This window comes from Paraburkholderia dioscoreae, from assembly GCF_902459535.1.
GTDB lineage: Bacteria > Pseudomonadota > Gammaproteobacteria > Burkholderiales > Burkholderiaceae > Paraburkholderia > Paraburkholderia dioscoreae.
Genome location: NZ_LR699554.1, coordinates 1,162,352 through 1,177,192, shown reverse-complemented (window position 1 = coordinate 1,177,192; position 14,841 = coordinate 1,162,352). Strand labels below are relative to the sequence as shown.

Genomic DNA, 14,841 nt, shown 5'->3' with positions numbered 1-14,841 from the left:
TTAGTGTCAAACCCAGCCGAACACGTTCAGCACCAGATCGATCAGCTTGATGAACGGAAACGGCAGCAGAATTCCGCCGAGTCCGTAAATCAGCAGATTGCGGCGCAGCAGCGACGCAGCGCCGAGCGGCCGGTACTTCACGCCCTTGAGGGCCAGCGGAATCAGCGCCACGATAATCAGCGCGTTGAAAATCACCGCCGACAGAATCGCCGACGAAGGCGAACTCAGATGCATCACGTCGAGCACGCGCAGTTGCGGATAGGTGGTCGCAAATGCCGCCGGGATGATGGCGAAATATTTGGCGACGTCGTTGGCAATCGAGAACGTGGTGAGCGAGCCACGCGTCATCAGCATCTGCTTGCCGATCTCGACGATCTCGATCAGCTTGGTCGGATTCGAATCGAGGTCGACCATGTTGCCCGCTTCTTTCGCGGCCTGCGTGCCGGTGTTCATCGCCACCGCGACGTCGGCCTGGGCGAGCGCCGGGGCGTCGTTGGTGCCGTCGCCGGTCATCGCCACGAGGCGCCCTTCGGCCTGGTGCGTGCGAATCGTCGACAGCTTCGCCTCGGGCGTCACTTCCGCGAGGAAATCGTCCACCCCCGCTTCGGCGGCAATCGCCGCGGCGGTCAGCCGGTTGTCGCCCGTCACCATGATGGTCTTGATGCCCATCTTGCGCAGTTCGGCGAAACGTTCCTTGATGCCGCCCTTCACGATGTCCTTCAACTCGATCACGCCCATGCAGCGCGCCCCGCTCTCGGCCGAGCTTTGCTGCGCGACCACGAGCGGCGTGCTGCCGCGCCGCGCGATGTCCGTCACCGCCGCGGTCAACTCAGGCGGAAAGCGGCCGCCGTGCGCTTCGACGTAATTCCTGATCGCATCCGCCGCGCCTTTGCGGATCTGACGGTCGGGCAAATCCACACCGCTCATGCGCGACTGCGCGCTGAACGCAAGAAAGGTGGCCTGCAGCGCGTGCATATCGCGTTCGCGGATATTGAAGCGTTGCTTTGCCAGCACGACGATGCTGCGGCCTTCCGGCGTTTCGTCGGCGAGCGACGAGAGCTGCGCGGCATCGGCGAGCATTTCCTCGCTAATGCCGGGTGCCGGCGTGAAAGCCGACGCCTGACGGTTGCCGAGCGTGATAGTGCCGGTCTTGTCGAGCAGCAGCACGTCGACGTCGCCGGCCGCTTCCACCGCGCGGCCTGACGTGGCGATCACATTGGCCTGCATCATGCGGCTCATGCCGGCCACGCCGATCGCCGACAGCAAGCCGCCGATGGTGGTCGGGATCAGGCACACCAGCAGCGCGACCAGCGCGGTAATCGTCACCACGTGGCCCGCTTTCGCGGCTTCGACCGAGAACATCGAGAACGGCAGCAACGTCGCCGTGGCGAACAGCAGCACGAGCGTCAGCGCGACCAGCAAAATGGTCAGGGCGATTTCATTCGGCGTCTTCTGACGCTTCGCGCCTTCCACCATCGCGATCATCCGGTCGAGAAACGCCTCGCCGGGATTCACGCTGACCCGCACCACGATCCAGTCCGACAGCACGCGCGTGCCGCCCGTCACCGACGAAAAGTCGCCGCCCGACTCGCGGATCACGGGCGCGGATTCGCCCGTGATCGCCGATTCGTCGACCGATGCCACGCCTTCGATCACTTCGCCGTCCGCCGGGATCACGTCGCCGCTTTCCACCAGCACGATGTCGCCTTTACGCAGATCGGTCGCCGTCGTGACGCGGATCGGCGACTTGGGGTGGGTGTCCTGCAGCTTCTTCGCCATCACGTCGCGCTTCGCGCCGCGCAGCGACGCCGCCTGCGCTTTCGAGCGCCCCTCGGCCAGCGCTTCCGCGAAGTTGGCGAACAGCACCGTGAACCACAGCCACAACGCGATGGCGAGAATGAACCCGGCGGCCGCCTCGGCCTGGCCGCCGAGCGCGGCGATCCAGAGCACGGTCGTCAGAATGCTGCCGACGTAGACGCAAAACATCACCGGGTTGCGCAACTGGTGCCGCGGTGCGAGCTTCCTGAACGAATCGACGAGAGCCGGCCGGGCAATCGCGGGGTCGAACATCGAGCGTGCGGCATTGCGTGCCTGACCGATGTTGCCGGGCTGATGAACCGGCGGTTGAAGTCCGTTGCTCATGCTGTCCTCTCAGTCAATGTCCCGCGACCATGATCAGATGCTCGACGACCGGGCCGAGCGCGAGCGCCGGCACGTAGGTCAGCGCGCCGACCAGTACGACCGTGCCGAGCAGCAGCACGACGAACAGCGGCCCGTGCGTTGGCAAGGTGCCGGCGGTCGCGGAGATACGCTTCTTGGCGGCAAGCGATCCGGCGATCGCCAGCACCGGCACGATCGAGCCGAAACGGCCGAACCACATGGCGATCGCCAGCGTGGAGTTGTAGAACGGCGTATTCACGGACAGCCCGGCAAACGCGCTGCCGTTGTTGTTGGCCGCCGAACTGTAGGCATACAGAATCTCGGAGAAACCGTGCGGCCCCGGATTGGCGATACCCGCTGTGCCGGCAGCGCTCAGCACGCCGACCGACGCGCCGACCAGCACGAGCAGCGGTGTCAGCAGCACAGCGATCGACACCATCTTCATCTCGTACGACTCGATCTTCTTGCCGATGTATTCCGGCGTTCGCCCGATCATCAGGCCGGCCACGAACACCGCCAGCAAGGCGAACACGAGCATGCCGTAGAGACCCGAGCCGACGCCGCCAAAAATCACTTCACCGAGCTCGATCAGCAGCAGCGGAACGAAGCCGCCCATCGGCGTGAGCGAATCATGCGTATTGAGCACGGCGCCGCACGAAGCCGCCGTGGTCGCGACCGTGAAGATGCCCGATTGCGCGATGCCGAAGCGGGTTTCCTTGCCTTCCATGTTGCCGCCGGTTTGCGTGGCCGACGCGCTTTGATCGACGTGCAGCGTCGCATACAGCGGGTTGCCGCTCTGCTCCGACGAAATCTCGCCCCAACACGCCACCGCGAACGCAATCGTCATCGCGGCGAGTACCGCATAGCCCTGACGCTGGTCGCCCACCATCCGGCCAAACACCAGGCACAGCGCAGCCGGAATCACCAGCATCGCAATCATCTGCACGAAATTGGCGAACGGTGTCGGGTTCTCATAGGGATGCGCCGAATTGGCGTTGAAGAAACCGCCGCCGTTCGTGCCGAGCATCTTGATCGCTTCCTGCGACGCCACCGGGCCCATTGCGATGGTCTGTTTGTCGGCCTTGTTGTCCACCATGACCGGATTGCCCTTGGCATCCTTGACGGGATTACCCTGGGCGTCGGTGTTCGGCGTCTGATAGGTCGTGACCTGCAGCGTCGGCACGTCTTCGTATGATTTGAAGTTCTGGATCACGCCCTGGCTGATGAACACCAGCGCGATCACCGTCGCGAGCGGCGCGAGGATATACAGCGTGATGCGCGTCAGATCGACATAGAAGTTGCCGATCGTCGCCGTGGTATGGCGGGCAAAGCCGCGGATCAAGGCGACGACGACAGCGATGCCGGTTGCCGCCGACAGGAAGTTTTGCACCGTCAGCGCGGCCATCTGCGTCAGATAGCTGACGGTGGATTCCGGCGTGTAGTCCTGCCAGTTCGTGTTGGTCACGAAACTGATCGCCGTGTTGAATGCGGCGTCCGGCGTCATCGGGCCGAAGCCCTGCGGATTGGCGGGCAGCCATTGCTGTACGCGCAGGAAGCCATACACCGCGAGCACGCCGAGCGTGTTGAACATCAGCACGGCCAGCGCATAGTGCTTCCACGACATCTCCGCCTCGGAATTCACACCGGCGAGCTTGTAGACCACCGCTTCGAGCGGGCGTCCAATGCGGCGCACCACGATCGACGAGCCGTCGAGTACCGCCGTCATGTAACGGCCGAGCGGAATCGCGAGCGCGATCAGCACGACGATATAAACGCCGGGCTGAAACAGGTTATTGAAGTTCATTCGAGTGCCTCCGCGCGCAATAACGCATACACGAGGTAGACGAACAGAATCAGCGTCGAGGCGGCCGCGAGCCACGTCATCCAGGTAGTCATGGACGGCCTCCGGGCGCGCGGCGAAGCTTGTCGCAGCCTGCTACGAAAGCGGCGGCCAGGGCGCTGAACGCAACGATTGCGATGATGTAAACCAGATCCATGACGGTGCCTCCCGCAACGGACTTCCGCGCCCTGGATCGTAGGAGAAGCCGCGTAAACGCAGCGTAAATAGTGCGAGGTTCTCGTAAAAGATGCGGCGTGATGCGCGCAGCGGCGGCAGAGAAAGCGACTCATTACCCGCCCCGGAACAGACACGAAAAAAAAGTTGCCGATATTTTTGTATACCGCATACTTTGTTCCGCATCAAACATCTCTCTCCCCAACTCGTGCCGCGCCCGCAGCCGGCCCTTACATAATTGACTACGATGAAGAAATCGCTCTCTACAGCCGCCACGCTCGGCTGCCTCGCCTGGGCCGGTGCAGTCCATGCCCAAGGCAGCGTCACACTGTACGGCCTGATCGACACGTCCCTCGGCTATGTCAACAATCAAGGCGGCGGCAGCACCGTCGCCGCTTCCAGCGGTACGACGCGCGGCAGCCGGGTCGGCTTTCTCGGCTCGGAAGACCTGGGCGGCGGCACCAAGGCCATCTTCCGGCTCGAGAACGGTTTCGACGTGACCGACGGCTCGCTCGGTCAGGGTGGCCTGCTGTTCGGCCGCCAGGCGTACGTGGGGCTTGCCAACGACCGCTGGGGTCAGTTGACGATGGGCCGCCAGTACGAGTCGATGGTCGACTACGTGGCGCAACTCACCGCCGCCGACTGGTCCGTGTACATGGAACACCCCGGCGACATGGATCTGACCAACCGCGGCGTGCGCGTCAACAACGCGGTGCGCTACCAGAACAGCTACGGCGGTTTCACCGGCAGCGCGATGTACAGCTTTGGCGGCGTGGCCGGCAGCTTCGGCGAGAACAGCATGTGGAGCGTGGGCGGCAGCTACGCGCAAGGACCGCTCTACGTCGGCTTCGGCGCCACCTATGCGCGGCAGCCGGGCAATCTGTCGCCGGGCACGTTCTGGAAAGACACCAATTCCGCCGACGGCGCCTACGCGCTTGCCGCGCACTCTTTCCTGACGGTCGGCGGCGGCGCGTCGTACCGGTTCGGCGGACTGAAGGCCAGCGCGGACATTACCAGCACGACCTACAAGCAGGGCTTCGAAGGGCAGAACGTGCACTTCATGAACTACGAAGTGAACGGCCTGTACTCGTTCGGTCCAGCGCTCTCCGCCGGCCTTGGCGTGACCTACACGGACGGCACGGTCGACGCCACCAGCAGCGATCCCCGCTACATCCAGTACAACGCGATCGCGCAATACGCGCTGTCCAAGCGCACGCAGGTCTACGCGTTCGCCACTTATCAGCACGCAATGACCGCCGGCCTGGTCGCCCAGGTCACGCAGTTCATCTCGGCGTCGAACACGCAGAATCAGGCTGCGGCCGGCATCGGCCTGCGCCACGCGTTCTAGCCGCGAACCGTTTGCAAAGGGTTGGCGTCGCGATATAAACAGTATACAGTGTACCGAAATGCGCGCCACGCGCATTTGGACCAATGTCCCATCTTCACGAACAAGGAGTTTTTCATGGCCGAACTGATGAGCCGCGACGCGTTCCGCGGCGCACTGGAACAAGCGATCAAAGGCAAAAGCGCCAATCAGGCGCCGTTCAGCATCGCCTGGGCGAGTGGCAAGCTGAGCCGCGCGCATCTGGCGCGCTGGGCCGAGAACCATTACCACTACGTCGGTCCGTTCGCGGACTACCTGGGTTATCTGTACGCCCGCATGCCGGAGCACATGACCGAGGCGAAAGACTTCGTGCTCGCCAACATGTACGAAGAAGAGATCGGCGGCGACCGTCACACGGACCTGCTGATCCGCTTCGCGGAAGCATGCGGCACAACGCGCGCCCGCGTCACCGATCCGGACAACATGTCGCCCACCACGCGCGGCCTGCAAGGCTGGTGCTATTCGGTGGCAATGCGTGAAGACCCGGTCGTCGCGGTTGCCGCGCTGGTGGTGGGTCTCGAATCGCAGGTGCCGTCGATCTACCGCAAGCAGACGCCGACGCTGCGCGAGAAGTACAAATTCACGGACGAGGAAGTGGAGTTCTTCGACCTGCACATCGTGTCCGACGAGATCCACGGCGAGCGCGGCTACCAGATCGTGCTCGAACACGCGACGACGCCGGAACTGCAGCAGCGTTGCCTGAAGATCTGCGAAGTGGGAGCGCAGATGCGTCTGCTCTACACCACCGCGCTCTATTACGACTACGTGGAAAAGGAAATCCCGCTGCCGGAACTGGGCCTCGCAGCCTGACGGGTTCGATCGTCCGGGCGCGGGCCGCGTCCGGACGATTCTCATGGGCCACGGGCCGTGGGCAACCGGCGGATGAATCCATCCGCCGGACCGCAACGGCCGCATCGCTTCAGATGAGCTGGTTTTCCCAATTGCAGGACGCAACAGTCATGACGAACGCTCCCATCTATTCCAATCATATCGACGGCGAATGGTGCGCCAGCCTGTCCGGCCTCACCTTCGACAACCTCAATCCCGCCGATACGCGCGACCTCGTCGGCCGCTTTCAGGCGTCGAACGCAGCGGACGCGACAGCCGCCGTCAACGCGGCATCGACCGCTTTCGCGGGCTGGAAAAAGCTGTCGGTGACGGCCCGCGCGCAATATCTGCTGAAAGCGGCCGACTACCTCGAACAGCACGCCGGGCGTTTCGGCGACGAACTCACCCGCGAGGAAGGCAAGCCGCGCACGCTCGCACGCGACGAATTCATGCGCGCGGCGCAGACGCTGCGCTACTACGCGATCGAAGCGCAATCGTTCGGCGGCGAGACCTTCCCGAACGACGACCCGAAGATGAGCGTCTACACCTTGCGCGAACCGCTCGGCGTCGTCACCGTGATCAGTCCGTGGAATTTCCCGGTCTCGATTCCCGCGCGCAAGATCGCGCCCGCGCTCGTGTGCGGCAATACGGTCGTATTCAAGCCGTCGTCGGACGCGCCGCTTGCCGGGTTGCGCCTCACTGAAGCATTGGTCGAAGCCGGCCTGCCGCGAGGCGTCCTGAACTTCGTCACCGGCAAGGCCGGCGAGGTCGGCCCGGCGATCATCGAATCGCCGGCAATCCGCGCCATTTCGTTCACCGGCTCGACCGCCGCGGGCGAGCAGATCCATCGCGCCGCTTCGCTGTCCACGCGCACGCAGATGGAGCTCGGCGGTAAGAATCCGCTGATCGTGCTGGAAGAAAGCGACGTGCCTCTCGCGGTCGATCTGACCATCAAAGGCGGCTTTTCGCTGAGCGGCCAGGCATGCACCGGCACGAGCCGCGTGCTCGTCACACCGCAGGCCAAGGCGGCGTTCGTCGCGCAACTGGTCGAGAAGACTCTCACGCTGAAAATCGGCAACGGCATGTCGGCGGACGCGCAGATTGGCCCGCTTGCCACGGCCGGCCAGTTGCGCACGGTGCTCGCGTACATCGAGACCGGCAAAGGCGAAGCGAAGCTCGCGGCCGGCGGCGGGCAGTTGACCGACGGCGAATTCGCGCACGGCTATTACGTTCAGCCCACCGTGTTCGTCGACGTACCGCGCCATGCGCGGATCGCACGCGAGGAAATTTTCGGCCCCGTGATCGCGGTGATCGACGTAGCCGATTACGCCGATGCGATCGCCGTGGCCAACGACACCGAATACGGCCTCTCGGCCGCGCTCGTCACGCGCGACGCCGCGCTGATGGAACGCTTCGCCGGCGACATCGAAGCCGGCACGGTGAAGATCAACCGCACCACTACCGGCAATCTCGTGAACGCGCCGTTCGGCGGACTGAAGCGTTCGAGCACGGCCACGTTCCGCGAGTCGGGGCGGGACGGCCTCGAGTTCTATCTGCAAACCAAGACCGTCTATCGCGGCGTCTGACGCCACCGGATCCACTCATTCGTCTTTGCCTCTCATGAAACCTTTCTTCAAACTCGAACTGGCCGAAGCGCGTCACATGATCGCCGCGGCCATTGCCCGGTCGCAGGAAATCGGTGTGCTCGAAACCATCTGCATCACGGACGAAGGCGGTTTTCCGCTCGCCATGGAACGCATGGACGGCGGCCGCGTCACCGGTCCGCAAATCGCATGGAACAAGGCGTTCACCGCGGCGGGCCACAAGCGCTCGACACATCTGTTCAACACGGCGCCGAACGGCCCCGCGCTGCCCGGCAACGAAGCCTTCGGCATTCAATGGAGCTTTGACGGCAAGTTCGCCGTGTTCGTCGGCGGCTTTCCGATCGTGGTCGACAACGAGGTGGTAGGCGGCATCGGTCTGAGCGGCGGCAACGGCGAGCAGGACACCGCCGCGGGCCTCGCCGGTCTCGCCGCGCTGCGCGACCTGCTGCGCGAGTCGGGCCGCGAGGTTCTCGTTCAAAGCGATATCAAGCTGTAACTGGCGCGGAGGTGCAGCCGTGAATCATCAGGTAACCTGGCTCGAGGAAGGATGCACGTTCGACGCCGCCGACGGCGAGACCGTGCTCGACGCCGCCGTGCGCGCCGGTGTGATGTTGCCTTCCGAATGCTGTTTCGGCGCGTGCGGCACCTGCCGCGTCAAGCTGCTGAGCGGCGCCGTGCGCTACGACGAGATGCCGCCGGGACTCTCCGAACAGGAGACGGCAGAAGGCTATGCGTTGGCGTGCCAGGCACGCGCCGCCTCGGCGCTCGTCGTCAGCACGGACCGGCCGCTCGCCTCGCCGGTGCCGGCGGCGAGGCACAGCGCGTCGGTCGTTGCGCTCGAACACGCCGCCGACCGCGTGGTCAAGCTCACGCTTGCCATCGACGGACAGGAGCGCATCGCTTTCCGGCCGGGGCAATACATGCATGTGCATCTCGGCGAAGCTGGAGTGCGCAGCTTTTCGATGGCCTCGTCTCCGAACGAGGCGACGGTCGCGTTCCACATTCGCAGGATCGAAGGCGGCTATTTCACCGACGGGCGCCTCGCAACGCTCGCGGTAGGCGACACGCTCGACGTGGAATTGCCGCTCGGCGGCTTCGGCTATCACGAAGAGGACTACCGCCCGATCGTGATGATCGCGACCGGCACCGGCATCGCACCGCTCTACGCGATGCTGGGCGAACTGCTCGCGGATGCGGACCGTCCGCCGATTGCACTGTTCTGGGGCGGACGCACGCCACAAGACCTGTATCTGCATGACACGCTCGCGGCGCTCGCCGCGCAGCACGACGATTTCGACTACACGCCGGTGTTGTCGCGAGCGGGTGCTTCGTGGACCGGCGCGAGAGGGTACGTACAACAGGCGGTCAGTGCGCAGTTTCCCGACCTGTCCGAGCACGCGGTCTATGCGTGCGGTTCGCCCGACATGATCGCCTCGGCCAAGCGCGCGTTCGCCGAACTCGGCGTCAGCGCCCGTTATTTCTACGCCGACGGCTTCACGTTCCAGCAGGCCACGTCGGACGTGCAGGCCTGAACGGCACCGGCCGCCGGGCATGGCGGCCGGTGCCGGGTTGTCGTAGCGCGCCGGCATAACAACACGAAAAACACGAAAACGGCAGCAAGCAGGGACAGATTCATTTAGTCATCCAAATCGATTACCGGCCGATTCCGGATGATTTTCCGTTCCGCACCACGAAAAAAGACGTCCTGCTTTTTTGACACGCATCAAGCTGCACATAGTATACCGAAACAACCACTCTTATCCCTCTTACACACTGAGGTTCCCCCCCATGCACCTCCTTTCGTCACTTACGCCGGCCCATTACTGTTATTTGATAGGTGTGGTTGCCATCATCGCGACAATGATTTTCCGGGCCAATGTCGTCGTCCCCGCGATTCTTGCTACCTTCGCGGTGGCCGTCGCCTCGTCGGGCAAACTGCTGACGGGCCTGCAGGCCATTTTCATGGGCAGCCTGACGGCCGCGCACGAACTGTTCAACATTTTTCTCGTGATCGCGCTGATGACCGCGCTGCTCAACGGCCTGCGCGAAATCGGCGCCGACGTGCGCATGGTCCGTCCGTTCAAGCGGATCATGGTCAATGGTCACGTGGCGTTCTTTATCCTCGCGTTGATCACCTACCTGATCTCGCTGTTCTTCTGGCCGACGCCGGCCGTGCCGCTGGTCGGCGCCATCCTGATTCCCGCCGCGATCTACGCGGGCCTCTCGCCGCTCGGCGCGGCGGCCGCCATCGCGATTGCCGGCCAGGGCATGGCGCTTTCGTCGGATTACGTGATCAAGGTCGCGCCCGGCATCAGCGCGAAGGCCGCCGGCACCGATATGCTGGCTGTCGCCAACATGGCCTTTCTGCTTTCGGTCGTGGCGGGCGTGGTGGCGCTCGGCATGACGTGGTTCCTGACCGTGCGGCGCAGCGTGCGCAAGCCCGGCACGGCCAATCTGATCGCATGGGAAGCGCAAGGCGAACCGGGCGCGGCAGAGACCGAGGCGCAACTGCACCAGGGCAGCTTCGCCAAGGCCGAACTGGCTCGCAGCACGAGCGGCGGACTCCTGAACGAGCCGCAACCGGCGCTCGCATCGGCAGGCGGTGGCGCGGCGCTGGCCATGCCCGGCATGATGAGCGGCGCTGCGATGTCGCGCCAGGAAATGTGGTCCAAAATCTTCTCGATCGTCACGCCGCTCGCGTTTCTCGCCGTGGTGGTCGTCATGACCCGTCCGCAGATCATCGGCGCGGACGCGATCCGCGGCGGCGACGCAGCCGCGCTGATCGGCGGCATGGCCGCGATCCTGATGATGCTGACCACGCTGTCGAACGGACGCCGCGGCTTTCTCGACCGCACGGCGGAACACATCATCGACGGCCTCGTGTTCGCCTTCAAGGCGATGGGCGCAGTGCTGCCGATCGCGGGCTTCTTTTTCGTGGGCGACAGCAGCACGGCGGGCACGATTCTCGGCATTGCGCCGGGCCAGCATGTGCCCTCGCTGCTGTTCGAACTGGTCCAGGCATGCAGCCAGTTCATTCCGCAAAGCCCGGTGTTCGTGTCGTTCGGGGTATTGCTGACCGGCATGGTGACCGGCATCGACGGTTCGGGTTTCGCGGGACTGCCGCTCACGGGTTCGCTCGCAGGCGCGCTCGCGCCGATGGCGCACATGCCCGCGGCCACGCTCGCGGCGATCGGCCAGATGGGCGCGGTGTGGACGGGTGGCGGCACGCTCATCGCGTGGTCCTCGCTGATCGCGGTGACCGGTTTCGCCCGGGTTCCCGTGCTCGAAGCCGTGCGCGCGCTTTTCCTGCCGGTCGTTTGCGGCCTGATCGCGGCCACTGTCGTCGCGATTGCGATCAGTTGAAGGAACACTTTTCCGATGACGTTCCCCGGCTTGCCGGCCCCGCTCGCTCACGACGGCTGGGCCGTTCTGCAAATCGTGTTCTTCAATGTGCTGCTAGGCGGCGACAACGCAATCGCCATCGCAATGGCCTGCCGCTCGCTGGCGCCGCGCCAGCGGCGCATCGGCATCATGCTCGGCACGGTCCTCGGCATCGTGCTGCGGCTGCTGCTGATCGGCGTGATCGGCGCGGTGCTCGCCGTGCCGTACATGCACGTGATCGCCGCCGCGCTGCTGGTATGGATCGGCGTGCAGATGCTCCGGCATCAGGACGACGAGGAGACCACGCACGCCGCCTCGGCGCTGTGGCGCGCGGTTCTCACGATCGTCTGCGCCGACTTCGCGATGAGTCTCGACAACGCGCTCGCCACGGCAGCCATCGCGCAAACGCTGCCGGAAGCATCGCGGCTGTTCTATGTGTTCGTGGGTCTCGCGGTCGGCGCACCTGTCATCGCTTTCGGCAGCAACGCGATGATCGTGCTTCTGCAGCGTGTGCCTGCGCTGACCTACGTGGGCGCGGCGCTGCTCGGCTGGGTCGCGGGCGACATGGTGCAGGCCGATCGCCACGTCGATAACGCGTTGCAGCAGATTGGCGGCGGCACGGCGGTCGCGCAGTTCGGCATCGATGCGGGATTTCTGGTCAGCGTGGCGGTCGCCGTGCTGGTGCCGCTTCTTGGCCACCTGCTCATGCGGCGGCAGGCGCAACAAGGTTGACGGGCGGCGGCGCGCGCCGGTTTCAGCGGAGCGCGCCGCACCGGCAATTCATCCGCCTTGACCGGCACGTCCGTTGCCGGCGCCCTTCTCTCCTCTGGCAACCAGTTCGATCAGCGGCAAGCGCGCGACAACCACGCACGCCACGACCATCAATCCCGCAATCACGATGAATGCATGTTCGACCGATGCAGCGAGCGCATGGCGTGCGGCAAGCATGAGCGGCCCGGCGGCGACGCCGGCCGCGTGTGCATGCGCGACGATGGCCGCGCCCTGTGCCGGATCGAGCAGCGACTGCGGATCGAGCAGCGCCGCGCCCCATGCTTCGCGCGCGCCCGGCGACGCAGCATCGAGCAGCGGCGCCGCGTCAGCGCGATACAGCGCGCGCACGACGCTGCCCGCGATCGCCGTGCCAAGCATGCCGCCCACCATGCGCGCCGACTGGATCATCGCCGTGGCAATGCCCAGATGCGTCTTGCCCGCTACCTGCTGCGCGAACACAGTGAGATTCGGCATCACGAAGCCGATACCGAGGCCGGCCGCCAGCATCGATACGATGAAGCCGGCGCCGTGGCGGTCGCCGGTGGCGTAAAGCCCCGCACATGCCGCGCCGAGCAGCGCAAAGCCGGCATACAGCATGACGTTCGGCCGCTTGAGCCGGGTGACGATCCGCGTATTGGCGATCGTACCCACGGTGATGAACGTGACGAACGGCGTGATCGAGACACCCGCCGCGCTGGCCGACATCCCGAGGCCGCCTTGCAGCAGCAACGGCACGTAGAACAGCAGTGCGAACATGGCGACGCCCAGCAACGCGGACAGACCGAGCAAGGTGCCGATCGCGCGCCCGCGCAGCAGGGGCAGAGGCAAAACCGGATCCGCGGCGCGCGCTTCCTCGCGCAGAAGCAGCACGACCGCGCCCGCCGCGACTGCCGCGAGTAACGCGATGCGCCACAGCGATGCACCGTCCGATAACGACTCGACCAGCATCTGCGAGGCGCCCAGCGAAATCGCGATCAGCAGCGCACCGCGCCAGTCGGGTCGGAGCGCCGCGCCGCGCGGCGGCACGATGCGCGGCAGATAGCGGCTCACCAGCAGCAGGCTCGCCAGTCCCACCGGCAGATTGACGAGAAACGCCGAGCGCCAGCCATAGTGCTGACTCAGAAAACCGCCGAGCGACGGCCCGAGCGCATTGGCCACCCCGAATGCGCTCGAGAACAGAACCTGCCAGCGCAGGCGCACCACCGGATCGGGAAACAGATCGGGAATCGACGCAAAGCAGGTGCCGACCAGCATGCCGCCGCCAATGCCTTGCAACGCGCGAAACACCACGAGCTGCGTCATGCTGCCGGCCACGCCGCACAGCACGGAGGCCAGCGTGAACAGCACGATCGCCGTGACGACCAGCGGCTTGCGGCCAAGCCGATCGCCCAGCCGTCCGAAGATCGGCACGGTGATGACCGAAGTCAGCAGATAGGCTGTCGCAACCCACGCGTACAGATCAAAACCATCCAGTTCGGCGACGATGGTCGGCAGCGCGGTGCCGACCACGGTCTGGTCGATGGCGACCATCATCACGACCGTGGACAGCCCGAGCATGGCGAGCAGCGACTGCCGGAACGTGCGCGGCGCGCCGGAAACGGCCGGGACGGCCAGCTCACGGGAGACGTTCATAGGTGTCACGCCAACGTTGAAGCAACGCCCGGTGCGGCGCTCCGGGCGGTCGCGCGCGCGTAGGCCAGCGCGGCCAGCGCGACGTCCTGCAAGCCGATGCCGACCGCCTTGTACAGCACGATGTCGCTGTCGTCGCGGCGGCCCACGGCGAAGCCTTCGAGCACCGCGCCCAGTTCCAGCACATCGTCCCAGGCGAACGTGCCCGCCGCGCTCTGCACCAGATCGCCCGCTTCCTCGCGCGCCTGCTCGCGCAACTCCACCACGATCCGCGACGCGCGTGACACCGTCGTATCGTCGAGCTCGCGCGCGTGCGGCAGACTCGATCCGATCGCCGCGATCGTCGCGCCGGGCGACAGCAGATGGCCGTCGAACAGCGCGCCGGTCGCACGGGTTGCCGTGACGACGACGTCCGCGCCGTCAAGGGCATCCTCCGCGCTGGCGGGACGCGCTTCGACGCCGCGCTGCGCATAAGTGCGATTCAGTTCGGCGGCAAGTTCAGCCGTTCCCTCCAGTCCGACGATCCGGAAGTCTCCGAGCGACGTGAACGCCGCAAGCGCATGGGCGTGGGCGCGCCCTTGCACGCCGGTGCCGAACAACGCAACGGAGCGCGCGCCAGGTTTAGCCAGCGCCCGCAGCGCCAGCACTGTCGTCGCCGCCGTGCGCAAACGGGTGATCGCGTTCGCTTCGAGCGTAGCGAGCGGCCGGCCGTCGTCGGTGGAAAAAAGGATGATCGAAAAGTTGAAGCGCCCCGCAATGGTCGAATACACCTTGGCGCCCGCCACGCCTAGTTCCGGCACGACGGCGCCGAGCGTGGACAGCTTCACGCCGCCGGCCTCGGTGCGCACGCGCCGCTGCACCGCGGCGTCGCCGCGCGCGAACGCGCGGAACGCGGTGTCGAGCGCGGGGATCGCTTCGTCAAAGCCGATCAGTGCGTCGATCTGCTGGTCGGTGAGATGAATCATCGGAAACCACTCCTGAAAGAATGAAAGGGACGCCGGCCGCCGCGACCGTTGGACAACGCCCGTGGAAACTGGCAACTTGACGCCTGAGTTAAAGTATACGGTATA

General features: G+C 65.3%; 12 protein-coding genes. 7 read left to right on the top strand and 5 right to left on the bottom strand.

Annotated features, from left to right (window positions below; genetic code table 11):
* Positions 1-6: 6 nt before the first annotated feature.
* The 3 genes from kdpB to kdpF all read right to left on the bottom strand — a co-directional run bounded on the left by kdpB (position 7) and on the right by kdpF (position 4,056).
* The gene (gene kdpB / locus PDMSB3_RS25480; protein ID WP_165189622.1) at positions 7-2,070 is read right to left on the bottom strand and encodes a potassium-transporting ATPase subunit KdpB; all 2,064 of its coding nucleotides are present in this window, start codon (positions 2,068-2,070) and stop codon (positions 7-9) included.
* Between the two features lie 85 nt (positions 2,071-2,155).
* On the bottom strand, positions 2,156-3,964 hold the full coding sequence (gene kdpA / locus PDMSB3_RS25475; protein ID WP_007176796.1) for a potassium-transporting ATPase subunit KdpA: 1,809 nt from the start codon (positions 3,962-3,964) through the stop codon (positions 2,156-2,158).
* Positions 3,961-4,056 carry a K(+)-transporting ATPase subunit F gene (gene kdpF, locus PDMSB3_RS25470; RefSeq protein WP_007176795.1) on the bottom strand — a complete coding sequence of 32 codons (96 nt, stop codon included), beginning with the start codon at positions 4,054-4,056 and terminating at the stop codon, positions 3,961-3,963. Before kdpF ends, kdpA begins: the two co-directional genes overlap by 4 nt.
* Before the next feature lie 365 nt (positions 4,057-4,421).
* On the opposite strand from kdpF, the gene PDMSB3_RS25465 reads away from it, so the two are divergent.
* The 7 genes from PDMSB3_RS25465 (at position 4,422) to PDMSB3_RS25435 (ending at position 12,103) form a co-directional block, all read left to right on the top strand.
* Positions 4,422-5,522 (top strand): porin, encoded by a 1,101-nt coding sequence (locus PDMSB3_RS25465; protein ID WP_007176793.1) that lies wholly within the window; start codon positions 4,422-4,424, stop codon positions 5,520-5,522.
* A gap of 114 nt (positions 5,523-5,636) precedes the next feature.
* Entirely contained in the window at positions 5,637-6,368 is a 732-nt protein-coding gene (locus PDMSB3_RS25460; RefSeq protein WP_007176792.1) for a TenA family transcriptional regulator, read from the top strand.
* Between the two features lie 149 nt (positions 6,369-6,517).
* The gene (locus PDMSB3_RS25455) at positions 6,518-7,972 is read left to right on the top strand and encodes an aldehyde dehydrogenase family protein (protein ID WP_007176791.1); all 1,455 of its coding nucleotides are present in this window, start codon (positions 6,518-6,520) and stop codon (positions 7,970-7,972) included.
* A 34-nt stretch (positions 7,973-8,006) separates the two neighbouring features.
* Complete coding sequence (locus tag PDMSB3_RS25450) at positions 8,007-8,486, top strand: GlcG/HbpS family heme-binding protein (RefSeq protein ID WP_165188125.1); 480 nt, start codon at positions 8,007-8,009, stop codon at positions 8,484-8,486.
* Between the two features lie 19 nt (positions 8,487-8,505).
* Positions 8,506-9,522 (top strand): 2Fe-2S iron-sulfur cluster-binding protein, encoded by a 1,017-nt coding sequence (locus PDMSB3_RS25445; RefSeq protein WP_007176789.1) that lies wholly within the window; start codon positions 8,506-8,508, stop codon positions 9,520-9,522.
* A 256-nt stretch (positions 9,523-9,778) separates the two neighbouring features.
* Complete coding sequence (locus PDMSB3_RS25440; protein ID WP_007176788.1) at positions 9,779-11,353, top strand: hypothetical protein; 1,575 nt, start codon at positions 9,779-9,781, stop codon at positions 11,351-11,353.
* A gap of 15 nt (positions 11,354-11,368) precedes the next feature.
* On the top strand, positions 11,369-12,103 hold the full coding sequence (locus PDMSB3_RS25435) for a YjbE family putative metal transport protein (RefSeq protein ID WP_007176787.1): 735 nt from the start codon (positions 11,369-11,371) through the stop codon (positions 12,101-12,103).
* A gap of 48 nt (positions 12,104-12,151) precedes the next feature.
* Here the strand turns inward: PDMSB3_RS25435 and PDMSB3_RS25430 are convergent, their stop codons facing one another.
* Together PDMSB3_RS25430 and PDMSB3_RS25425 are read right to left on the bottom strand one after the other, a co-directional pair.
* On the bottom strand, positions 12,152-13,774 hold the full coding sequence (locus PDMSB3_RS25430) for an MFS transporter (protein WP_165188123.1): 1,623 nt from the start codon (positions 13,772-13,774) through the stop codon (positions 12,152-12,154).
* Between the two features lie 5 nt (positions 13,775-13,779).
* Complete coding sequence (locus PDMSB3_RS25425) at positions 13,780-14,736, bottom strand: ornithine cyclodeaminase family protein (RefSeq protein ID WP_007176785.1); 957 nt, start codon at positions 14,734-14,736, stop codon at positions 13,780-13,782.
* Positions 14,737-14,841: the final 105 nt, after the last annotated feature.